Source organism: Glycomyces mayteni (genome assembly GCF_042428885.1).
GTDB classification, from domain to species: Bacteria; Actinomycetota; Actinomycetes; order Mycobacteriales; family Micromonosporaceae; genus Glycomyces; species Glycomyces mayteni.
This window is the reverse complement of sequence record NZ_JBHMBP010000003.1, coordinates 118,659-139,522: the sequence shown is the minus strand read 5'-3', so window position 1 is coordinate 139,522 and position 20,864 is coordinate 118,659. Positions and strand designations below refer to the sequence as shown.

Below are 20,864 nucleotides of genomic sequence, written 5' to 3'. Positions count from 1 at the left end.
GTGGCCCCCTAACCGATTCGCTCGCGGCGGCCCAGGATGCCCTGGGGACGGGTGAGCATGATGATGATGAGGACGGCCAGCGCGCCGACGTACTTCAGTTCGGGCGCCACCACGAGGGTCGACATCTGCACGAAGACGCCGATGAGCATCGCGCCGACGAACGCGCCGAACGCGGTGCCGAGCCCGCCGAGGACCACGGCCGCGAACACGAGCAGCAGCAGGTGCTGGCCCATGTCGAACTTGACGCCGTCGCTGATCGACAGGAACACGCCCGACATGGCGGCGAGGGCGCCGCCGATCGTCCACACCAGGCGGATGACCTTGTTCACGTCGATGCCGGTGGAGGCCGCGAGCGACGGGTTGTCCGACACCGCGCGCGTCGCCTTGCCCAGGCGGGTGTACACCAGCGCCAGCCCGACGAGGATGCAGACCGCGAGCGCGATCGCGCCGGTGACGACCTCCTTCGGGGTGATGACCAGCCAGCCGAAGTCCCAGGGCTTCTGCCCGACGTACTCGGTGTAGCGCTGGCGCTCGCCGCCGACGAAGAACAGCGTCGCGTTGCGGATGAGCAGTGCCACGCCGATCGAGATGATCATCATCGAGACCAGACCGGTCCCTCTGCGGCGCAAGGGGGCCCACAGGCCCCAGTCCTGCGCCCAGCCGAACGCGGCGCCCAGGACGACCGCGGCGACGGCCGCGAGCCACACGGGCACGCCGAGCGTGACGTTGAACAGCAGCGCCATGACGCCGCCGAAGGTGACCAGGTCGCCGTGGGCGAAGTTGGTGAGGCCCGTCGTGCCGAAGACCATGGACAGGCCCACGGCCGCGAGGGCGATCATGAGGCCGAAGTGGAGGCCGGAGACCAGGAGGCTGATGGCGCGGGTCGCCCCGCCCTCGCCTTCGATCTCGCCCACCTCGTCGGCGGCGGCGTCGTCCGCGGCGGCGTCCTCGCTCTCGGAGGTCTCCTCGCCGGGCTCGCCGCTCGCGTCGTCGGAGGAGGGCGTCTCGCCGCCGGGGCTCTCGCCCGGGGTGCAGCCGTCCACCTGGGTGTCGAGCGGGAACAGGGCGGTGCGGTCGCCGGTGACGTTGACTTCGAGCTGCGGTTTGCAGTTGCGCACGACGAGTCCCTCGGGCAGGGTGGACTCGTCCAGGGTGACGACGTAGTCGCCTTCCGCTTCCAGCGGAACGGCCCAGGTGCCGTCGTCCCCGGTGGTGACGGTGGCGATCTCCGCCCCCGACGCGTCGGACACGGTGATCGACACGCCTGGTACGGGCTGGTCCTGCTGGTCGTCGAGTGTGCCGTGGATGCCGAACGCGTCCTGTGCGGCGGCACTGCTGCTCACCCCCAGACACAGCGACAGGCCGGCCAGCGCAGCCGACAGCAGCAACAATGCTCGTCTCAATGGGCCCCCTCGGGAGGTTTGGGCGTCGGAACCCGCCGGGTGCAACGTTCGAGAAACACGGAACGGCGGGAGTGAGTCGGATCTTAAAGAGACCTGCCTGACAACAGCACGGGTCGTTATAGAACCGTTGCAAATGTGGCGCGAATGTTACCGCCGCGTCGCCTGCGCCTCGGCACCCGTGCCACACGTCCGTTTCGGTCTCGTTCGGCACCAGTGAACACTTCCCCGCCTCCCGGCCCGCCGCCGCACCCCGATTTATCCCCCTCCGCTGCCCTGGGGCCACCGCGCCGACACGGGGTGTGAGAGGATATTGCCCGCTCGGGGCAGTAGCTCAGCTGGTTAGAGCAGGGGACTCATAATCCCTGGGTCGCGGGTTCAAGTCCTGCCTGCCCTACGCAGAAGGCCCCGCTTCTGCGGGGCCTTTCGTAATTCCTCTTCCTTTGTCCGCCAACGGACTCCGTTTACCAGGGGACCGTGGTGCCCTCGTGGTATTCGAGGCCCTCTTGGAAGAAGCCGCCGTTGGGGCCGTCTTCGGGGAGGAGGGCGAGGTCGATGGCGACCTTGGCGGAGAGGGCGGGGTCGCGCCAGCCCTGGTTGTGGTTGAGGTCGGTCTTGGTGTAGCCGGGGGTCATGGCGTTGACCTTGACGGGGCCGTCCTTGAACTCCTTGGCGTAGGAGACGGTGAGCATGTTGAGGGCGGACTTGGAGGCGCCGTAGGCGCCGCCCTGCATCTTCGCGAACTCGTGGTCGCCGGTCATGAAGGTCAGCGAGCCGACCTCGCTGGAGACGTTCACGATCCGCGGGGCCCCTGACTCGCGCAGGAGCGGGAGGAACGCGTTCGTCACCGCGATCACCCCGATCACGTTCGTCTCGAAGACCTTGCGCGCGGTGGCGACAGTGAGCTCGCTCGTGTTCCAGCCTCCGTCGGCGAGCGCGATCCCCGCGTTGTTCACCAGGATGTCCAATGACTGAACCTGCGCCACCGCCTTCGCGATCGAACCCTCGTCCGTGACGTCGAGCTGGAGGAAATCCGCCTCTGCTCCTTCTCCGCGGAGTCGCTCGACCGCTTCCATGCCCCGCTCCTCCGAGCGGGCCGCCGCCCACACCTTGACGCCCTTCTGGGCCAGGCCCTTGGCGATCTCGTATCCGATTCCCTTGTTCGCGCCCGTGACGAGCGCCGTCCTCTGTTCCATGCCACGAGCCTGCGCCGGTTTCGCCGACCTGCAAAGAGCACTGCTTATGGTGGTACATCCGGTACCTGGTTGCGGCCCGCGAAGCGGGGGAGGATGGACGGATGGACCGCCAGCAGCTCGCCGACTTCCTCCGCACCCGCCGCGCCGCCATCAAGCCCGAAGGCGTGGGCCTGCCCGCGGGGACGCGCAGGCGCACCCCTGGGCTCAGGCGGCAGGAGGTCGCGCAGCTCGCCGGGATCTCCGTCGAGTACTACATCCGGCTGGAGCAGGCCCGCGGCCCCAAGCCCTCGCGGCAGGTCCTCGGCGCGCTCGCCCGCGCGCTGGTCCTCGACCACGACGAGCGCGCCCACCTGTTCCACCTCGTCGACGAGCTCCCCGAGTCGGAGTGCCGCACCGCCGTCAAGGAGGTCCCCGACGCGATCCGGAACCTCCTCGACGGGCTCGACGACTTCCCCGCGTACGCCATGGATGCCTGCTACGACATGATCGCCTGGAACGGCATGGCCGAGCGCCTCATGGGCTACCTCGCCGACCTCACCCCGGAGCAGCGCAACGTGCTGCGCACCAACTTCACCCAAGGCGACGTCGCCGCGCGCCTCGCCGACCCGTCCGTGCGCCGGTTCCTCGCCGACTCCGTCTCCGACCTGCGCGCCTCGCTCGCCCGCAACCCCGGCGACAGGAAGCTCAAGGGCCTCGTGGACGAGCTGCTGCGCGTCAGCCCCGAGTTCGGGGAGCTGTGGGCCGACCACCGCGTGGCCCCGCGCCGGGCACAGACCAAGCGCGTCGTCCACCCGCAGGTGGGCCCGCTGGAGTTCGACTGCCAGGTCCTGGACGTGCCCGGGACGGGGCTGCGGCTGGTCATGTATGTGCCGCAGCCGGGTTCGCCCACCGCGGCGGCGTTCCTGCGATTGGCGGAGGTCACTCCCGCAACCCCCGCTTCATCTCGGTAACCCGGCCGCGACGGACATCACGCCGGGATTTCACTCCAGGGACTTTTACTCGTGCGGCGAGTGTTATTACGCTTGGACGCGGAGGAGCCCTCCTCCCCGTTATGACAGCGACCGGTTCGGCAAGGAAGCAGCCGGTGACAGCCTCAGCGTTCTCACCCTCCTTCTCATCCCACCGGAGCTGCACACCATGCGCATGCCTCTCTTCGCCATGTCCATCGGCGCGTTCGGCATCGGCACCGCCGAGTTCGCGATCATGGGCATCCTGCCCCAGGTCGCCGCCTCCCAGGGCGTCTCCCTCGCCCAGGCCGGCCTCGCCGTCTCCGCCTACGCGGTCGGCGTCGTCCTCGGCGCGCCCCTGCTCACCGTCGCCACCACCCGCGTCCCCCGCAAGCCGCTGCTCATCGGCCTGATGCTGGCGTTCGCGGGCGCGAACGTCGCGACCGCGCTCGCCCCCGACTTCGGATTCCTGCTCGGCTCGCGCTTCGTCGCGGGCCTGCCGCACGGCGCGTTCTTCGGGGCCGCCGCCGTCGTCGGCGCCAGCCTCGTGTCCTACGACCGCCGCGCCCGCGCGATCTCCGGGATCATGTCGGGCCTCACCGTCGCCACGATCGTCGGCGTCCCCGTGAGCGCCCTGCTCATCGGCCAGATCTCGTGGCGCTGGATCTTCGCGGCCGTCGCCGCGCTCGGCGTCGTCGCCGCCGCCGCGATCTGGGCGACCGTCCCCGACACGCGCGGGGTCATCGTGGCCACCAAGGCCTCCGACGAGATCCGCGCGATCCGCTCCAAGCGCGTCGTGCTCCCGCTCGTGACCGGCGCGGTCGGCTTCGGCGGCATGTTCGCCGCCTACACCTACCTGACGCCGATCCTCGAAGACGTCACCGGCATGAACGCCCTCGCCATCGCGATCACCCTCGCGGTCTTCGGCGTCGGCCTCACGCTCGGCAACGTCATCGGCGGCCGCATCGCCGACGCCGCCCCGATCCAGGGCCTGTTCGCCGCGTTCGCCACGATCGCGACCGTGCTCCTGGCGATGTACTTCTCCATGGCCAACCCGGCCCTGGCGGTCCTGGGGGTCCTGCTCATGGCGACGTCCTCGTCCCTGGTCGGCCCGATCATGCAGCGGCTGCTCCTCGACGGCGCCCACTCGGCCCCGTCGCTGGCGTCCTCGCTGCACCACGCGGCCTTCAACCTCGCGAACGCCAACGGCGCCTGGCTCGGCGGCCTCGCGCTCTCGCTGGGCCTGAGCCTGACCGCGCCGATCCTCGTCGGCGTCGGCCTCGCGCTGGCGGGCCTGGTGCTGTCGTTCCCGCTGGCCCGCGCGCACGCCGAGGCGCAGGTCCCGGACATCGAGCCCGCGGACCTGGTCACCGCCTCCTAGACCGCACGGCGAAGGCCCCCGGCATCTGCCGGGGGCCTTCCGCGTGTCTCAGGGGATCAGCACGACCTTGCCGGTGGTGCCCCGGTTCTCCAGGGCGCGATGGGCTTCGGCGGCCTCGGCGAGCTTGAAGGTGTGCACGGCCGGGCGCAGCCGCCCCGCGGCCAGTTCGGCGAGCGAGCGCTCTTCGAGGGCCCGGATGCCGCCCATCCGCTGCACGAGCTTCGGCCCGAGCGCGCCGGAGACGGCGAGCCCGCGGCCGACGATCTCCGCCACCGTCGCCTCGGTGGCCTTCCCCGCGGACCAGCCGAACACGACCATCCGCGCGCCGAACCCGAGCCGCTCGAACACCGCGCGGCCGACCTCGCCGCCCACGGAGTCGAAGAACAGGGACGCCTCGCGCCCTTCCAAAGCCCGGTCGAGGACGTCGGTCCAGTCGGCGGCCTTGTAGTCGATCGCGGCGTCGGCGCCGTTGGCGGCGACCTGCCGGACCTTGTCGATCCCGCCCGCCAGGCCGATCACGTACGCGCCCGCGTTCTTCGCGGCCTGCACCAGGAGCGTCCCGAGCCCGCCCGCGGCGGCGGGGACGACGACCACGTCGTCCTCCTTCACGGGCCCGACGGCGAGGATGAGCAGCGCGGTCCGGCCGGTGCCGATCATCGCCACTGCCTCCCCGAAGTCCACGCCCTCGGCCAGCTCGTGCACGGACTCGACCTCGCGCACGGCCTTCTCGGCGTACCCGCCCGAGGCGAACCCGAGGTGCGCGACCACGCGCTTGCCGAGCCACGAGGGGTCCACGCCCTCGCCGACGGCGTCGACGATCCCGGCGGCCTCGCGCCCGGGAACGGCGGGCAGGTCCGGCAGCGGGTAGGGGCTGTCCTTGGCGCCCTTGCGGAAGCTCGTGTCGAGCAGGTGCACCCCCGCGGCCCGGCTGTCGATGCGGACCTGACCGGGGCCGGGCTCGGGGTCGGCGACCTCCTCGTACCGGAGGACTTCGGGGCCGCCGAATTCGTGGTGCCGGATCGCGTGCATGTCGTGCCTCTTCCATGTCGGTGGGTGTGCCGCAACAGTAGGGACGGGCCGACTGGCATCGCATCCGTCGACCGACTGGAGCCTCCTCACGCCTGGCGCGAGGGGTCGACGCCGAGCGCCTCGAACAGCTCCCTCGCCTCGACGGCGCACTGCGCGGCCTCGTACGACGCCCCCGCCGCCTCGTACGCGCGGGCGAGCGCGCGCAGGCTCCGGGCCTGGCGCAGCGGGTCGGGCATCGCCCCGAACACGTCGCACGCCTGCCGCCCCATCTTGACGGCCATGCGCAGGTTCCCGTCCTCGGTGTGCAGCTTGCACAGCACGCGGGCCTTGACGGCGAGGGTCTCGGAGGTGTGGAACCGGTCGAGGCGCGCGACCCGGTCGAGCGCGTCGCGGGCCTGGTCGAGGCGGCCGGAGTCGACGTGCATCTCCGCGAGCCAGTACGTGTACACCAGGACGTGCCGCCACCCGTTGGCCTGCTCGACGAGTTCGAGGCCGTGGAGCACGGCGGCCTCGGCGCGCGCGAAGTCCGCGTCGGCGCGGTGGACCGCCGACTGCCGGAAGTACAGCCGCGCCCGGTAGTACTTCGACGGGTGGTCGCGCAGCAGCTCGGCGATCTCGCGGCACAGCTCCTCGGCCGCCGAGACGCGCCCCTGGTCGATGTACAGCTCCGAGAGCGACAGCAGCGGGTAGACGCTGGTCGGGCCTTCGGGGGACGCCGCGTCGAGGTCCCGGGCCCGGAGCAGGAGCGTCTCGGCCTCGGCGAAGATCCCCATGCGCCGCAGTACGGTCCCCAGCGAGGTGAGGACCTCCACGTGGACGTACCACTTCCCGGACCGCTCGGCCGCGCCCACGGCCTCGCGCAGGAGCGACACGGCCTCCCGGTACCGGCCCAGGTGCGTGAGGGTCGTCCCGAGGTCGTTGCGGGCCTTGCCGGTGCGGTCGCCGTGCGGGGTTCGGCTGAGGTATTCGAGGGTCTTCTGCGCGTACGCGAGCGACTGGTGCAGCTCCCCGGAGGCGTACGCGACGGCGTCGGCGAGCGCGTACGCGCGCACCGCGTCCATCGGGTCGTCGGACTTGACGCCGCTCTCGATGCCGCGCTCGGCGACGTGCGCGAGTTCGGGCAGCTCGTACAGCGACTCGGTGAGGGTGCGCCGGTCGGGGCCCTCCTCGCGGTACCCGGCGTCGGCGAACGCGATGAGCCGCGCGAGGAGCCGCGAGACCTTCGCGTGCCCGTTCCATTCGAGGAACGTCGCCACGATGTTCCGGTACTCCTCGACCGGCAGCCGCGCCGACCCGCGGCAGTACCACTCCACGACCTGCTCCCGGAGCCCTTGCAGCGCGGCGGGGTCGAAGACCGTCTCGGCCTTGCGGCGGGCGTACTCGCGGACCAGGTCGTGGAAGCGGTAGCGGCCGGGCCGGTACTCGTCGATCCGGTGGGCGGTGACGAGGCGCGCGAGGAGCCGCTCGGCGGCGGGCGGGTCCCACGACACGAGGGACGTCGCCAGGCCCTTGGAGAAGTCCGCGCCGGGCAGGAACGCGAGGTTGAGGTACAGCAGCTCCTCCTCGGGGTCCAGGGCCTGGAACGACAGGTCGAACGCGGCGGCGACGGTGGTCGTGGGGTCGCCTTCGACGGCGAGGTGCGCGAGCCGGTCGCGCCCGGCGAGGGCCGCGGCGGTCTCGGCGAGCGTCAGGTGCTGGGCGGCGAGGTTGGTGCCGACGATCCGCAGGGCGAGGGGGAGCCCGTCGCACAGCTCCGCGATCCGCTCGGCCGCTTCGGGTTCGGCGGCGACGCGCGCGGCCCCGATGAGGCTCTCCAGGAGCCGCACGGCGTCGGGGGTGCCGAGGGTCCCCACGGTCACCTGCCGCACGTCCCGCAGCGCGGCCAGATCGGGGAGCCTCGACCGGCTGGTGACGACCGCGACGCATCCGTCGGTGCCCGGGAGCAGCGGCAGGACCTGCTGCGAGTTGCGGGCGTTGTCGAGGACGACGAGGGTCTTCGTGTCGGCCAGGCGCGAGCGCAGCAGCGCCGACGCCTCGTCCACGTCGGAGGGGATCGCCTCGGTGGGCACGCCGAGGGCCCGCAGGAACCCCGCGAGCACGTCCAGCGGGGTGAGCGGCGCGGTCCGGTCCCAGCCGCGGAGGTTCACGTACAGCTGCCCGTCGGGGAACCGCTCGCGCACCCGGTGCGCCCAGTGCAGGGCGAGGGTGGTCTTCCCGGAGCCGCCGATCCCGGAGAGGACCGCGACGTGCGGGCCGGGCCCGGTGAGCGCGTCGAGGGCCGCGAGCTGGCCGGCGCGGCCGGTGAAGTGGATCGAGTCGGCGGGGAGCTGCGCGGGCGCCGGGAGCGACCGCCCGGACGCGGCCTTCGGTGCGGCCCTGAGGGACGCGTCGTCGCGGAGGATCGCCGTGTACAGGTCCTTGAGGCGCTGCCCGGGGTCGATGCCGAGCTCGTCGGCGAGCTGGCGGCGGATCGCGTCGTACGCGTCGAGGGCCTCCGCGGACCGGTCCTCGCGGAACAGCGCGGTCATGAGCAGCTCGGCCGCGTGCTGGCGGTACGGGTGCCGCTCCAGGACCCGCCGCAGGTCCGCGACGACGGGCGCGCCGGTCGCGAGCCGCAGCTCCAGTTCCGCGCGGGCCTCCTCGGCGGCGGCGCGCTCCTCGTCCCACCGGAGCGCCCCCGCCTCGATGAGCCGCCCGTTCAGGCCCGCGAGGGCCGGGCCCCGCCACAGGTCCAGGGCCTCGCGCAGGCTCTCAAGGCCCGCTTCGGGTTCGGACGCGGCGACCTGCTCGCGGGCGATGCGCGCGGCCCGCTGGAACCGCAGCGAGTCGAGCTTCTCGGGGCCGACCCGCAGCCGGTAGCCGTCGCCGACGGTCTCCAGCTCGCTCGTCCCGGCCCGCAGCAACAGCCCGCGCGCGGTCGCCACGGTGTTCTGGATCTGCCGCCTCGCCGTCGCGGGCGGGTCGTCGTCCCACACCGCGTCCACCAGGCGGTGCAGGGGGATCACACTGCCGGGCTCCAGCAGGAGCACGGCGAAGAGCCTGGGCAGGGTCCGGCCGGGCAGCGGCACGGGCAGGCCTTCCCATGCCACTTGCAGCGGGCCGAGGATGCCGAAGTCCAAGGGCGCCACCTCCAGGGGGAGTCGAGGTGCGGCCGGCCGGTATTAGCGGTTCGCTCCAGTCTATGGGCATATCTTGATCATTTGGGAACGCTCGCAAGCCGATCCGCTCAGCGGACAAGCGGTGCCGCACACGGCGCGGCCTGCATGCGCACCCTGCTCGTGAAGCACTCGTGAACGTGTTGACCTCCTTGTATCGGATTCTCGACACATCGAGCAGCAGAACGAGGAGGAGCGATGTTCACGAGACAACGTCCCGAAGCGCAGACCAGCCCCCGCGAGGCCCGCGCCAGGTTCAGGGACGGGCTGGTGGCCCACACCAGCGGCTGGTCGCACGGGTACGTCCAGGCGAACCTGGTGAGCGTGCCCCGCCGGTACGCGATCAGTCTGCGGCGCTTCGCGGTGCGCAACCCGCGGGCCTGCCCCCTCCTGGACGTGGTGGGCGCCGGGCGCTTCACCACGGACCTCGCCGAGGGTGCCGACCTGCGCCGGGACCTGCCCGCCTACCAGGTGTGGAGCCGCGGCCAGATGGTCGCCGAGCGCACCGACGTCGCGGACCTGTGGGACCGCGACCTGGTCACGTTCCTGCTGGGGTGCAGCTTCACGTTCGAGCCGCTCCTGGAGCGCGCCGGCATCCCGCTGCGCCACCAGGAGCAGGGCGTCAACGTCCCCATGTACCGCACCGACCGCAAATGCCTGGGCGCCAGGCGCTTCCGCGGCCCCGTCGTCGTGTCGATGCGCCCGGTCCCCACCGACCTCGTCGCCCGCGCCGCCCAGATCACCATGGAGCTCCCGTTCGCCCACGGCGCCCCCGTCCACGTCGGCAGCCCCGCGATGATCGGCGTCCGGGACCTCGCGAAGCCCGACTTCGGCGACCCCGTGCGCCTCCACGACGGCGACGTCCCCGTGTTCTGGGCCTGCGGCGTGACCCTCCAGGAGGCCGTGGTGAAGGCCAAGCTGCCCTTCGCGATCACCCACGCGCCCGGGCACATGCTCATCACCGACCGCCGCGCCCGCGCGACGGACACCGGCGAGTTCAGGACCGTCCGATGAGCGGCGGCACGGTCACACCGCGCCCGCCGAGGCCGAGGCCGCGGCCGGCTCCGGGAGGCGGAACATTCCCAGGAACCGCTCTGCCATCGCCTGGTCTCCCTGGACGGTGACGCGTCCGGCGTGCATCGACACGTCGAGGCTGCGCCCGCCCAGGGTCAGCCGCTTGAGCGTCTCCGCGTCGGTCCTGATGACCGCGTGCGGATGCTCGGGCCGGCCCGGCGCGAGGATGAGCTGCGCGTCGATGATCTCCGCGATGAACGGCCTGTCCCCGACCCACAGCTCGAACGCCGCGTCGAAGCCCTGCGCCGCCTGCGGCATGAACAGCGACCGCATCGACAGGATGAGCGCGTCCGCGCCCATCGGCGCATCGAGGGGGATCGCCGCCGACCGCGCGCCCCACCGCAGCAGCAGCACGATCGGGCCCTCCAGCTCCCGGCCCCACTCGGTCAGCTCGTACACCTTCGAGGCCGCGGGCGGCGGCAGCCGCCGCTTCCCCACGACCCCGGCCGCTTCGAGCTCGCGCAGCCGCTGTGACAGCACGTTCGCGCTCGCGCCGTGCAGGCCCGAGCGGAGGTCGGTGAAGCGCTTGGGGCCGAGCAGCAGCTCGCGGACGATGAGGAGCGACCAGCGCTCGCCGACGAGGTCGAGTGCGTGGGCCGCGGGGCAGCCTTCGCCGTAGGTGCGCACGGTGGCCTCCAGGAAAGGGAATCAACCCGCAGGTGAACGGCAACGCGGTAGTTCCCGTTCATCCTATGGTCCCGTTCCGCGAGCGACAAGTCCTGGGAAATGACCACAAGATCTCGGAACGGTAACGTGCGGTCGGTAAAAGGTGCGTGACGTCCCGCCCGTCGCGCTTGCGCCTCCTCGGATCATGCGGCACCATTCAGGGCGTGCCTGAACTGACCGCCTCCTCGCTGATGGAGCACCACGAAGCCGCCAAGACGCTCGTCGCGCTCCTGGAGGGCAACGGCCGATTCGTCGCCGGCGAGCCCCGCTTCAAGCGCGACATCACCTCCGCGCGCCAGCACGCCCTCGGGCAGAAGCCCACCGCCGCCGTCTTCACGTGCATCGACTCCCGCGTCACCGCCGAGTCCGTGTTCGACTGCGACTTCGGGCAGCTCCTGGTCGTGCGCACCGCCGGGCACGTGCCCGACCGCGCCGCCGTCGGCTCCCTGGAGTTCGCGGCCGCCGAGCTCGGCGTCTCCCTCGTGATCGTCCTCGGCCACGAGCGCTGCGGCGCGATCAACGCCGCCCTCCACGCCGTCGAGGACGACACCCACGACCCGCGCACCGACTACCTCGTCGAGCAGCTCTGGCAGCCCGCGTCCCAGGCGCTCGCCGAGACCGCGGACGGCGAGGACGCGGCCCCGAAGGCCCTGCGCCTCCAGGTCCGCCGCACCGTCGCCGACCTCGGCCGCCGCGAGAACCTCGAAGGCGTCCTCATCGCCGGGGCCGTCTACGACCTGGACACCGGCCGCGTGACGCTCATCGAGGAGAACTGACCGCCCCGGGCTGTCACAATCGGGGTATGAGCGACCAACCCTTGACCGGGGCCGAGATCGAACTCGCCCTCTCCGAACTGCCCGGCTGGAGCCACGAGCACGACCGCCTGGAGAGCACCTGGACCTTCGACGGCCACCTCCAGGCCCTCGCCGCCGCCACCGGCGTCGGCCTGCTCTCCGAGCGCCGCAACCACCACGCGGACCTGACGATCAACTACAACAAGCTCACCGTCTCGGTCACCACCCACTCGGCGGGCAGCAAGGTCTCCGCGAAGGACACGGACCTGGCCCAAGCCGTGAACGCGCTCCTGGACTGAGTCTCCGCGCTCGATCGGCCTGCGGCCTCCTCGACTGAGTTTCCGCGCTCGATCGATCTCGATCCGAGGCCCCTGGCGCGCAACGAGATCCGGGCGACGTCCCGATGTGTACGGACCGGTCCGGCGGGGAACCCCGCCGGACACCGGCCGTTCGGGAGCACACGCCATGGAAGCAGTCGACGCCTTCGCCATCCGCCCCACCAGGGCCCACCGCCGCATGGCCCTCTACCGCCTCGCGCAGGCCAGGCGCCGCGGCGCGATCGACACCGCCGAGTTCCGCCTCCGCCGCCAGCTCGTGCGCCGCGCCGAGACCCTCGCCGACCTCCAAGCCCTCCTTGAGGACTTCGCCACCGACTACGAGCAGGGCCGCGACCACTGGCGCTACGGGCGCTGGCGCAGGCCCGTGCGCGAAGGCCACGAACTGGAGATCCAGCGGTTCGTCGGCATCGCGTTCCTCGTCGCCGCGCTCATCGCCGTCTCGGTCGTCGTCTGGGGCGTCGTCGCCATCGCGAACAACGTGAACTGAGACAACGCGAATTGAACCGGGCAGCGCTGCCGCATCGGCCTCGGCAGCGCCGCCCGGCGATCACTCGGGCGCGGTGAGCGTCCGAAGCTTCTGCGCGAGCCCCTCCAGGGCGTCGCCGATCCACGGCATCGACGCGGGCTCGTCCGAGACGAGGGCCGCGAGCCGCTCAGAGTCGTTCTCGCCGTACAGGCCCGGCACCGCCACGCGCACTGTCAGCGCCTCCGGGTCGTCCCCGAACGCGCTGCCCGGCAGGACCACCACGCCGAACCGCTCCAGCAGGACCTCCGCGAGGTCCGCGCTCGTGGCCACGCCCCAGCGGGCGGCGAGCGAGGCCCGCAGCGGCCCGAAGTCAGGCCACACGTAGAACCCGCCCTGCGGCGGCATCACCTCGCACCCCGCGCCCGCGAACACCTCCGCGACCGCGTTCGCCACCGACCCGTGCAGGCGCCGCGCCAGTGCGACCCGGTCGACCAGCTCCTGCGGGTCCGACCACGCGTACGCGGCGGCGTGCTGCATCGGCATCGGCGTCGAGGACCACAGCTCGGAGGCCGTGCCGCGCACCGACTCCCGCAGGCGCTCGCCCAGCGGCGAGTCCGGGAAGCGCGCCGCCCCGATGCGCCAGCCGCCGAGCGCGTAGTTCTTGGACAGGGACGTCGTGGACACGGTGCGCTCGGGCGCCCACGCCGAGGGGGAGGGGAACGTCCCGGCCTCGAACACGAGGTCGCGGTAGATCTCGTCGGCCGCGATGATGAGGTCGAGCTCCCGCGCGGCCTCGCACAGGGCCTTCACCGACTGCTCGGAGGCGAGCCGCCCGGTCGGGTTGTCGGGCAGGGTGACCACGACGATCCGCGGGTCGCGCCCGGCGGCGCGGGCTGCACGCACGGCCGCGTCCAAGGCGTCGGCGTCGGGCACGCCCCCCTCGCCCTGCGGGACGGGGACGCGGATCGGCTCGCGGCCGAGCATCTCGGCCTGCGCGCCGTACGACACCCACGCGGGCTTGGGGAGGACCACGTCGCCCCCGGCGGCGTGGAGGAGCGCGAACAGCAGCGGCTTGGATCCGGGGCCGAGGAGCACCTGCTCCTTGGCGGTGGGGATCGCGCGGCGGGTCCAGTACCCGGCGGCGGCCTCGCGGGCCGCGTCGGTCCCGGCGACGGGGCCGTACGCGATCTGGCCGGCGGCCTGCGCGAGGCGCTGCCTCAGCAAGGGGTGCACGGGGATTCCCGCCTCCCCGAACCCGAGCGCGAGCACCTCCTGCCCGGCGGCGCGGCGGGCGGCGATCGCTTCGTTGGCGGCGAGGGTGGCGGAGACGGTCACGGGTGACTCCTCGTTGGAGACTGTCTGAACGGGACCCAGACTCCTCCAACCGGAGCATCATCGCAAGTATTTCTATCTTTCGCCGAGGATAAGATTGTCTTATGCTCGATGTTCGCCGCCTGCGACTCCTCTACGAGTTCGCCGCCCAGGGATCGATATCCGCCACTGCCGTCGCGACCGGCCAGACCGCCTCCGCGGTCTCACAGCAGTTGGCCGCCTTGGAGAAAGAGGCCGGCGTCTCGCTCCTCGAACGCACCGCCCGCTCCGCTCAGCTCACCGACGCGGGCCGCCGCCTCGTCGAGCACACCGCCCTCATCCTGGAGGCCATCGACGCCGCCGAGACCGACCTCGCCGCCGAGTCCGCCGAACCGCGCGGGAGGGTCACCGTCACCGCGTTCCCCACGGTCGCCGTCGCGCTGGCGGGCCCGATCGTGCGCCGCCTGCGCCGCCACCCCGAGCTCCAGATGGTCCTGCGCCAGCAGCACACGGTCTCGGAGTCGCTCGCGCGCGTGCGCTCGGGGGAGATCGACCTGGCGCTCATCGACGACTGGTCGGGCCAGCGCCGCCCGGCCGCCGTGGGGCCCTTGACCTTCCACCACCTCGTGAAGGACCCGCTCGTGGCGGTCCTGCCCGCGAAGCACCGGCTGGCCTCGAAGGAGGTCCTGTCTGCGCACGAGCTGGCGGGGGAGTCCTGGATCGCCTCCCCGGCGGGCGAGCCCTCGCGCACGGCGCTCGACCGGCTCTGGCGCGCCGAGGGCATCTCCGCGCCGGTCTCGGAGTTCGAGGGCCTCGACACGATCCTCACCCTCGTCGCCAAGGGCCTCGGCGTCACCGTCGCCCCGTGGATGGCCGCCGCCGAACGCCGCGACGTCGCCGTCCGCGCCATCGCCGAGGAGCTCCCCGGCCGCGACGTCTACGTCGTCCACCGCACCGCCTCCACCGGCCGCCCCGCCGTCATGACGGTCCTCCAGGCCCTCCACCAGGCGGCCCGCAAACTCATGACCGCCGCCGAGCGATTCTAAAGGTGCGACGGCGGGTACGGCGACTCCTCCGCGTCCCACCCCTGGTCCGGCCTCGGCCGGGGCCGCTTCGGTTCCTTCTCCCTGGGCTCCTTCGGGCCCTTCGGCTTCGGCCTCCACCGCACCAGGTACGCGGCGAGCCACGTCGTGATCGGCACCGCCGCGATCAGGCCCAGCGTGCCCGCCACCGACCTGACGATCTCCGTGGCGATCGTCTGGCTCGTGAGCACCTGCTCCAGCGGCCGGTTCGCCGCCGCGATGAGCACCAGCAGCGGCAGCGACGCGCCCGCATAAGCGAGCACCAGCGTGTTCACCACCGACGTCAGGTGGTCGCGCCCGACCCGCATCCCCGACTTGTACAGCCGCGCCGGCCCCCACTTCGGGTTCGCCTTCGCCACCTCGTCGACCGTGGCCGCCTGCGAGACCGTCACGTCGTCGATGACGCCGAGCGCGCCGATGAGGATGCCCGCCAGCAGCAGCCCCGACATGTCGATCGGGTACTGGAGCGCCAGGTTCGTCGTGCTCTCGTCGAGCACCCCGTTCAACTCCGCGAGCCGCACCGCCGCCTCCGCGAGCAGCACCGTCAGCACCAGCGACGCCAGCGTCCCCACCACCGCCACCGTCGTCGTCCGGTTCCACCCGTGCGCCAGGTACAGCGACACCAGCATGATCGCGGCCGCGCCGACGATCGCCACCAGCACGGGCGAGGACCCGTCGAGCACCGCGGGCACCATGAACAGCAGCACCACCGCGAACGTCAGGCCCAGGCTCACCAGCGACCGCAGCCCCTTCCACCGCCCGAACGCCACCACCGCGAGCGCGAACGCGATCACCAGCGCCCACAGCGCCCCGGCCCGGTCGTGGTCGATGATGTGGAACTGCTGGCCCGACACCGACTCCGGCGTGTAGATGAGGATGACGTCGTCGCCCGCGGCCACCACCGGCGCGCCCGGCCCGCTCGGGAGGTCCACCACCGCCTCCTCGCCCGCGAGGTCGCCGCTGGTGATCGTCACGACCACCTCGCCGCACGCGTCGACGACCTCCGCCTCCTCGGCGCTGCACTCGGTCTCGGTGACGGCGATGACCCGGCCGTCGACCTCCGTGCCGTACTCGTCGATCGCCGCGTCCTCGACCCCCTGCGGCCACAGCAGGACCATCCCGATGACCGTGGCGATCGCCGCGGGGATCAGGATCCACAGCGCCGCACGGGGAACGGCGTCGTTGGGGATGACGTGGCCGTGAGTGTGCCCCGAAGGCCCGTGCTTCTCAGGATCGTCGTTCACGTCCGAGAGCTTACGGTCCCGCCCCCTCCCGGGCGCGCAGCAGCGCGCCCGGAGCCGCCCACAGCGGACGAACGCCGTGAACCGCCCCGGTCACCTGCGGACCCGTCCTGCAGCGCTCCAGCCGCCGAGGGTGAGGGCCTCGGACGCCAGAGCCTCAGACGTCCACCGGGTCGACCCACCGGACCGCGGAGTAATTGCGCCACAAGTGGAGCAGTGCCGGGTCTCCGTGTACGGCGAGGTCGTCGAAGGGAAGCCGGTTCCACAGCGCCAGGTACAGCAGCTCCACCGGGCCCTCGATGACGCAGTGCGGGGACTCGACCTCGCTGAACGTCACGAGCGGACCCGTGTCGGTGGGGTGGACGTACCAGTCGCCGCGTCCCGGCGGCAGATCGGTGGCGTGGATGTGGAGCACTGAAGGCCGCAGTGCCCGCACCCTGCTCGACGGGCGGCCGTGGAACCCCAGCAGCAGCTCGTCGATGCCGTCGGCCGCGAAATCGGGGCCGACCGGTGATATCTCGTCGCCTCGCGCCTGTTCGGCGTCGACGCGGTGGATGGTCGTCTCGTGGGCCTGTCTGCGGACCCAGAAGCGCCGTGAGGACTGAGCGGGGAACACCTGCCAGCATTGAAGGTCGTCGGGAGCCGCCTCCAGCGCGGCGGCGAGCCGCAGGAGACCCTCCCGGACCCAGTCGACCAGCAGGTCGTCATGGGGCGTGGGCCCCACGATCCGCTGGAAGTCCTGCTTTCGGGGATCGTAGGGCAGGGCTCCGCCCACGATCGCCGCCGCCCAGCGATGGACGGTCCCGATATGGGTCAAGAGATCCTTGACGATCCAGCCCGGGCAGGTGGGCACGAGCGCGTTCAATGCGAGTTCCCCACCAGCGACAGCGATCCGCTCCCCTTCGGTCCGCAGCACGTTGATTTGATCGCCGATGTTCATCCCCTGAAGTTTCGCACCTGTGTCGTGAATTACGCAAGTTCGGCGGTGGACCGATACAGAAGCGTTAAACCGGCCCAGCACTGGCGAGTCGGACATCAATGGGATCGTTCACCACGGGAGTCCCCCGGGCACTCCCGTGCGGGGCGTAAGTTCGGGGGATGCAGCACCGGCTCATCGTCGTCACCGACCGGCACGGGTGCCCGCGCCCCCTGGCCGACCAGGTCGCGCTCGCGCTGCGCGGCGGACCCTTCGCACTCGTCCTGCGCGACAAGGACCTCCCATGGGAGGAGCGGCACGAACTCGCCGCCGAGCTGGGCCTCCTCGTCGCCGAGTACGGCGGCGTCCTCATCGTCGCCGACCCCGGCGCGCCCGTCGCCGCGGCCCACCTCTCGGCCGCCCGGCCCGTCCCCGCACCCCGACCGGTCCTCGTCGGCCGCTCCGTCCACGCGGGGGAGGACATCGACCCGGACCTCGACTACTGCACGTACTCCCCAGTGTGGGCCAGCGACTCCAAACCCGGCTACGGGCCCGCGATCGGGACCGCCGCGCTGGCCGGGGTCTGCGCTGGGACCCCCGTCCCGGTGTACGCGCTCGGCGGCGTGAACGGCCCCGACCGGGCCCTCGCCGCGCGGGAGGCGGGCGCGGCGGGGGTCGCGGTCATGGGCGCGGTCATGCGCGCCGACGACCCGGAGCACGCGGTCCGCGCGCTCCGGGGCGCCCTGGTCTGAGCCTTCCGGACGCGGCCGCTAGCGGTCGAGGCCGTTGGCGGCGATGACCTTCGAGTAGAACTTCGCGCTGGACTTCGGGGTGCGCTTCTGCGTCGCGTAGTCGACGTGGACGATGCCGAACCGCTTGTCGTACCCGAAGGCCCACTCGAAGTTGTCCATGAGCGACCAGGCGGTGTAGCCGCGCACGTCGGCCCCCGCCCCGATCGCGTCGTGGACGGCCGCGATGTGGGAGCGCAGGTAGGCGACGCGCTCGACGTCGTCGACCTCGCCGTCCTCGCCGGGACCGGTCGGGTAGGCCGCGCCGTTCTCGGTGACCATCGTGGCGACGCCGTAGTCCTTGTGGATGCGCACCAGCAGGTCGGTCAGGCCGGTCGCGTCGATCGCCCAGCCCATGTCGGTGGCGTCCAGGCCCTCCGGCGTGTACGTCTCCACGTCCACGGTGCCGGGGCCGACCGGGCTCTCCGGCTCGCCCGCCTTGGCGCGCACCCAGGTCGGGCTGTAGTAGTTGACGCCGAGCAGGTCGATCGGCTGGTTGATCGCCTGGAGGTCGCCGCCCTGCACGAACGACCAGTCGGTGTGGTGCTGCGTCCGGCTGATGACCTCGGCCGGGTACTCGCCGCGCAGGATCGGGTCGAAGAACACGCGGTTGGCGATGCCGTCCACGGTGTGCACGGCCTCCTCCTCGCCGCGGACCTGCGTCGGGTTGAGCACGATCGACACCTGGCCCGCCCCGGCGGCGCGCAGCGCCTGCACGGCGAGGCCGTGGCCGAGGTTGAGGTGGTGGACGGCCGCGAGCGCGGCGGCGGGCTCGGTGCGCCCGGGGGCGTGGTGGCCGTTGCCGTAGCCGAGGTACGCGGCGCACCACGGCTCGTTCAGGGTCCACCAGGTGTGGACGCGGTCGGAGAGGCGGGCGCCGACGATCGCGGCGTACTCGCCGAACCGCTCGGCGGTGGCGCGCTCGGGCCAGCCGCCGCGGTCCTCCAGGCCCTGCGGGAGGTCCCAGTGGTAGAGCGTCGGCATGGGCTTGATCCCGGCCGCGACGAGCTTGTCGACGAGGCGGTCGTAGAAGTCGAGCCCGGCGGGGTTGGCCGGGCCGGAGCCGTCGGGCTGGATGCGCGGCCACGCGATGGAGAACCGGTAGGTGTCGACGCCGAGCGAGGCCATGAGCGCCACGTCCTCGTCGAGCCGGTGGTAGTGGTCGCAGGCCACGGCCCCGGACTGCCCGCGCCAGGTCTTCCCGGGCGTGGCCGAGAACGTGTCCCAGATGGACGGGCCCCGGCCGTCCTCGTTCGCCGCCCCCTCGATCTGGTAGGAGGCGGTCGCGGTCCCCCACAGGAATCCTTCGGGGAAGGTCAGCTGCGTCATCGGAAGGCACCTTTCTCCGCCGCGCAGCCGGGGGTTCCTCCGCGGCGCGGCGCTGGATGGAAACGAGTTGCCGGGCTCCGGAATGATACGCCATTGGAATCGCTCCCATCGAACGGGTAGCCACACATATCGATCCAATCGCGCCCGGTAACGATTCGGCAATGCACACTTGACATTCACTGTTACCCAGAGCACCATTGCCAGCGTCGCCACAGCGGCGGGTGAGGCAGCCCCTACCTGGGGTGGAACCGATGAGAGCGGTTTCACCGAGGGTCTGGGGCAGGGAGGCAGCCGGCCTGCCGGGCGCGTGAAACCTGCGAAGAGAGGGAAACCCCGATGAGCAAGACCCGAAGAATCTCCTGTCTAGCGGCTGCCGCCAGCGTCCTCGCGCTCGCCGCGGCGGCGTGCGGCGCACCCGAGGAGGAGGACAACGACCGCGGGGCCGTCCCCGACGACGCCACCGACTGCGCCAACTACGAGTCCTACGGCGACCTGGAGGGCGAGACCGTCACGGTCCTCGGCTCCATCCGCGACGCCGAGGCCGACGAGATGACCGAGGCGTGGGAGTACTTCGAGTCCTGCACCGGCGCCGACGTCCAGTACGAGGGCACCGGCGAGTTCGAGTCCGACATGGCCGTCCGCGTCGACGGCGGCAACGCGCCCGACGTGGCCCTGTTCCCGCAGCCCGGCCTCATGTCGAACTTCACCGATACGCTGGTCCCGGCCTCCGAGGAGCTCACCGCGCTCACCACCGAGGGCTGGACCGAGGACTGGGTCAACTACGGCACCATCGACGGCACGCTCTACGCCTCGCCGCACTCCTCGAACGCGAAGTCCTTCATCTGGTACTCGCCGACCTTCTTCGCCGACAACGGCTACGAGGTCCCCAAGACCTGGGACGAGCTGATCACCCTCTCGGACGAGATCGCCGCGAACGGCACCACCCCGTGGTGCGCCGGCTTCGAGTCCGGCGGCGCCACCGGCTGGCCGGGCACCGACTGGATCGAGGACATCGTCCTCCGCGAGGGCACCGACCTGTACGACCAGTGGGTCAACCACGAGATCCCGTTCAACGACGCGCAGATCGTCGCGGCCATCGACAAGGCCGGCTCCATCCTCAAGAACGAGGACTACGTCTACGGCGGCACCGACACGATCAGCTCCACCGCCTTCCAGGAGGCGGGCTTCCCGATCCAGACCGGCGACTGCGCGTTCATGCGCCAGGCGTCCTTCTACGGCGCGATGTGGCCGGCCGGGACGAACGTCGCCGAGGACGGGGACGTGTTCGCGTTCCGCTTCCCGGAGACCAACGAGGGCGACAACACCATGCTCGTCGGCGGCGAGTTCGTGGCCGCGTTCTCCGACTCCGAGGCCACTGAGGCGTTCCGCCAGTTCCTGGCCTCCGAGCTGTACCACAACGCCCGCCTCCAGACCGGCCCGTGGAGCACCGCCCGCCAGGGCGTGGACCCGGCGAACGCCACCACGCCGATCAACCAGTTCGCGACCGAGATCCTGACCGACCCGGCCGTCACCGTCCGCTTCGACGGCTCGGACCTCATGCCCGGCGCGGTCGGCGCGTCCTCCTTCTGGACCGGCATCGTCCAGTGGGTCGACGGCGACAAGACCTCGCAGCAGATGGCCGACGACATCGAGGCCTCCTGGCCGTAGCCGGCCCGTGCAACTGAACGAGTAGCCGAGCGGGGTCCACCGGCCCCGCTCGGCCCATTGCCCGGACACAACTGGAGCCGCTC

At 71.8% G+C, this 20,864-nt stretch carries 18 protein-coding genes and 1 tRNA gene; 10 read left to right on the top strand and 9 right to left on the bottom strand.

The genetic code is table 11. The annotated features are described in order from the left end of the window. Window positions 1-8: 8 nt before the first annotated feature. Complete coding sequence (locus ACFFXY_RS13180; RefSeq protein WP_382350973.1) at window positions 9-1,343, bottom strand: branched-chain amino acid ABC transporter permease; 1,335 nt, start codon at window positions 1,341-1,343, stop codon at window positions 9-11. A 380-nt stretch (window positions 1,344-1,723) separates the two neighbouring features. On the opposite strand from ACFFXY_RS13180, the gene ACFFXY_RS13175 reads away from it, so the two are divergent. Continuing rightward, window positions 1,724-1,797 (top strand) — tRNA-Ile (locus ACFFXY_RS13175). 67 nt (window positions 1,798-1,864) lie between these two features. Here the strand turns inward: ACFFXY_RS13175 and ACFFXY_RS13170 are convergent. Continuing rightward, complete coding sequence (locus tag ACFFXY_RS13170) at window positions 1,865-2,596, bottom strand: SDR family oxidoreductase (protein WP_382350970.1); 732 nt, start codon at window positions 2,594-2,596, stop codon at window positions 1,865-1,867. A 101-nt stretch (window positions 2,597-2,697) separates the two neighbouring features. Between ACFFXY_RS13170 and ACFFXY_RS13165 the strand changes: the two genes are divergently transcribed. Together ACFFXY_RS13165 and ACFFXY_RS13160 are read left to right on the top strand one after the other, a co-directional pair. Then, on the top strand, window positions 2,698-3,546 hold the full coding sequence (locus ACFFXY_RS13165; RefSeq protein WP_382350967.1) for a helix-turn-helix transcriptional regulator: 849 nt from the start codon (window positions 2,698-2,700) through the stop codon (window positions 3,544-3,546). Between the two features lie 187 nt (window positions 3,547-3,733). Beyond that, on the top strand, window positions 3,734-4,924 hold the full coding sequence (locus ACFFXY_RS13160) for an MFS transporter (RefSeq protein ID WP_382350964.1): 1,191 nt from the start codon (window positions 3,734-3,736) through the stop codon (window positions 4,922-4,924). Between the two features lie 48 nt (window positions 4,925-4,972). On the opposite strand, the gene ACFFXY_RS13155 is transcribed toward ACFFXY_RS13160, so the two are convergent. Both ACFFXY_RS13155 and ACFFXY_RS13150 read right to left on the bottom strand, forming a co-directional pair. Then, on the bottom strand, window positions 4,973-5,953 hold the full coding sequence (locus ACFFXY_RS13155; protein WP_382350961.1) for a zinc-binding dehydrogenase: 981 nt from the start codon (window positions 5,951-5,953) through the stop codon (window positions 4,973-4,975). 86 nt (window positions 5,954-6,039) lie between these two features. Then, window positions 6,040-9,072 (bottom strand): AfsR/SARP family transcriptional regulator, encoded by a 3,033-nt coding sequence (locus tag ACFFXY_RS13150; protein WP_382350958.1) that lies wholly within the window; start codon window positions 9,070-9,072, stop codon window positions 6,040-6,042. Window positions 9,073-9,306: 234 nt separating this feature from the next. Between ACFFXY_RS13150 and ACFFXY_RS13145 the strand changes: the two genes are divergently transcribed. Then, window positions 9,307-10,122, top strand: a complete 816-nt coding sequence (locus ACFFXY_RS13145) for a putative hydro-lyase (protein ID WP_382350955.1) — start codon at window positions 9,307-9,309, stop codon at window positions 10,120-10,122. Between the two features lie 12 nt (window positions 10,123-10,134). On the opposite strand, the gene ACFFXY_RS13140 is transcribed toward ACFFXY_RS13145, so the two are convergent. After that, window positions 10,135-10,809 carry a winged helix-turn-helix transcriptional regulator gene (locus tag ACFFXY_RS13140; RefSeq protein ID WP_359953225.1) on the bottom strand — a complete coding sequence of 225 codons (675 nt, stop codon included), beginning with the start codon at window positions 10,807-10,809 and terminating at the stop codon, window positions 10,135-10,137. Window positions 10,810-11,012: 203 nt separating this feature from the next. Between ACFFXY_RS13140 and ACFFXY_RS13135 the strand changes: the two genes are divergently transcribed. The 3 genes from ACFFXY_RS13135 to ACFFXY_RS13125 all read left to right on the top strand — a co-directional run bounded on the left by ACFFXY_RS13135 (window position 11,013) and on the right by ACFFXY_RS13125 (window position 12,467). Next, window positions 11,013-11,624: a carbonic anhydrase gene (locus tag ACFFXY_RS13135; RefSeq protein ID WP_382350952.1), complete on the top strand. Its 612-nt coding sequence runs from the start codon at window positions 11,013-11,015 to the stop codon at window positions 11,622-11,624. A gap of 26 nt (window positions 11,625-11,650) precedes the next feature. Further along, window positions 11,651-11,941, top strand: coding sequence for a 4a-hydroxytetrahydrobiopterin dehydratase (locus ACFFXY_RS13130; protein ID WP_382350949.1), 291 nt, complete (start codon window positions 11,651-11,653; stop codon window positions 11,939-11,941). Window positions 11,942-12,107: 166 nt separating this feature from the next. Beyond that, window positions 12,108-12,467, top strand: a complete 360-nt coding sequence (locus ACFFXY_RS13125) for a DUF1707 domain-containing protein (RefSeq protein WP_382350947.1) — start codon at window positions 12,108-12,110, stop codon at window positions 12,465-12,467. Between the two features lie 60 nt (window positions 12,468-12,527). Here the strand turns inward: ACFFXY_RS13125 and ACFFXY_RS13120 are convergent, their stop codons facing one another. Next, window positions 12,528-13,781 carry a pyridoxal phosphate-dependent aminotransferase gene (locus ACFFXY_RS13120; RefSeq protein WP_382350945.1) on the bottom strand — a complete coding sequence of 418 codons (1,254 nt, stop codon included), beginning with the start codon at window positions 13,779-13,781 and terminating at the stop codon, window positions 12,528-12,530. A gap of 101 nt (window positions 13,782-13,882) precedes the next feature. On the opposite strand from ACFFXY_RS13120, the gene ACFFXY_RS13115 reads away from it, so the two are divergent. Continuing rightward, on the top strand, window positions 13,883-14,803 hold the full coding sequence (locus ACFFXY_RS13115) for a LysR family transcriptional regulator (protein ID WP_382350943.1): 921 nt from the start codon (window positions 13,883-13,885) through the stop codon (window positions 14,801-14,803). Here the strand turns inward: ACFFXY_RS13115 and ACFFXY_RS13110 are convergent. Together ACFFXY_RS13110 and ACFFXY_RS13105 are read right to left on the bottom strand one after the other, a co-directional pair. Next, the gene (locus tag ACFFXY_RS13110) at window positions 14,800-16,083 is read right to left on the bottom strand and encodes a YibE/F family protein (RefSeq protein WP_382350940.1); all 1,284 of its coding nucleotides are present in this window, start codon (window positions 16,081-16,083) and stop codon (window positions 14,800-14,802) included. The genes ACFFXY_RS13115 and ACFFXY_RS13110 overlap by 4 nt on opposite strands. Window positions 16,084-16,237: 154 nt before the next feature. Next, a complete protein-coding gene (locus tag ACFFXY_RS13105) occupies window positions 16,238-17,020 on the bottom strand; it encodes a maleylpyruvate isomerase family mycothiol-dependent enzyme (protein ID WP_382350937.1) in 783 nt (260 codons plus the stop codon). Window positions 17,021-17,178: 158 nt separating this feature from the next. Between ACFFXY_RS13105 and ACFFXY_RS13100 the strand changes: the two genes are divergently transcribed. Then, complete coding sequence (locus ACFFXY_RS13100) at window positions 17,179-17,748, top strand: thiamine phosphate synthase (protein ID WP_382350934.1); 570 nt, start codon at window positions 17,179-17,181, stop codon at window positions 17,746-17,748. 18 nt (window positions 17,749-17,766) lie between these two features. On the opposite strand, the gene ACFFXY_RS13095 is transcribed toward ACFFXY_RS13100, so the two are convergent. Next, window positions 17,767-19,113, bottom strand: a complete 1,347-nt coding sequence (locus ACFFXY_RS13095; RefSeq protein WP_382350931.1) for a GH1 family beta-glucosidase — start codon at window positions 19,111-19,113, stop codon at window positions 17,767-17,769. 336 nt (window positions 19,114-19,449) lie between these two features. On the opposite strand from ACFFXY_RS13095, the gene ACFFXY_RS13090 reads away from it, so the two are divergent. Continuing rightward, window positions 19,450-20,781: an ABC transporter substrate-binding protein gene (locus tag ACFFXY_RS13090; protein ID WP_382350928.1), complete on the top strand. Its 1,332-nt coding sequence runs from the start codon at window positions 19,450-19,452 to the stop codon at window positions 20,779-20,781. Window positions 20,782-20,864 lie beyond the last annotated feature (83 nt).

What these genes read in the sequence shown, in the direction of transcription:
- ACFFXY_RS13170 (WP_382350970.1), bottom strand. Translation starts at nt 2,596, where the DNA reads ATGGAACAGAGGACGGCGCTCGTCACGGGCGCGAACAAGGGAATCGGA.
- ACFFXY_RS13165 (WP_382350967.1), top strand. Translation starts at nt 2,698, where the DNA reads ATGGACCGCCAGCAGCTCGCCGACTTCCTCCGCACCCGCCGCGCCGCC.
- ACFFXY_RS13160 (WP_382350964.1), top strand. Translation starts at nt 3,734, where the DNA reads ATGCGCATGCCTCTCTTCGCCATGTCCATCGGCGCGTTCGGCATCGGC.
- ACFFXY_RS13155 (WP_382350961.1), bottom strand. Translation starts at nt 5,953, where the DNA reads ATGCACGCGATCCGGCACCACGAATTCGGCGGCCCCGAAGTCCTCCGG.
- ACFFXY_RS13145 (WP_382350955.1), top strand. Translation starts at nt 9,307, where the DNA reads ATGTTCACGAGACAACGTCCCGAAGCGCAGACCAGCCCCCGCGAGGCC.
- ACFFXY_RS13130 (WP_382350949.1), top strand. Translation starts at nt 11,651, where the DNA reads ATGAGCGACCAACCCTTGACCGGGGCCGAGATCGAACTCGCCCTCTCC.
- ACFFXY_RS13125 (WP_382350947.1), top strand. Translation starts at nt 12,108, where the DNA reads ATGGAAGCAGTCGACGCCTTCGCCATCCGCCCCACCAGGGCCCACCGC.
- ACFFXY_RS13115 (WP_382350943.1), top strand. Translation starts at nt 13,883, where the DNA reads ATGCTCGATGTTCGCCGCCTGCGACTCCTCTACGAGTTCGCCGCCCAG.
- ACFFXY_RS13105 (WP_382350937.1), bottom strand. Translation starts at nt 17,020, where the DNA reads ATGAACATCGGCGATCAAATCAACGTGCTGCGGACCGAAGGGGAGCGG.
- ACFFXY_RS13100 (WP_382350934.1), top strand. Translation starts at nt 17,179, where the DNA reads ATGCAGCACCGGCTCATCGTCGTCACCGACCGGCACGGGTGCCCGCGC.
- ACFFXY_RS13095 (WP_382350931.1), bottom strand. Translation starts at nt 19,113, where the DNA reads ATGACGCAGCTGACCTTCCCCGAAGGATTCCTGTGGGGGACCGCGACC.
- ACFFXY_RS13090 (WP_382350928.1), top strand. Translation starts at nt 19,450, where the DNA reads ATGAGCAAGACCCGAAGAATCTCCTGTCTAGCGGCTGCCGCCAGCGTC.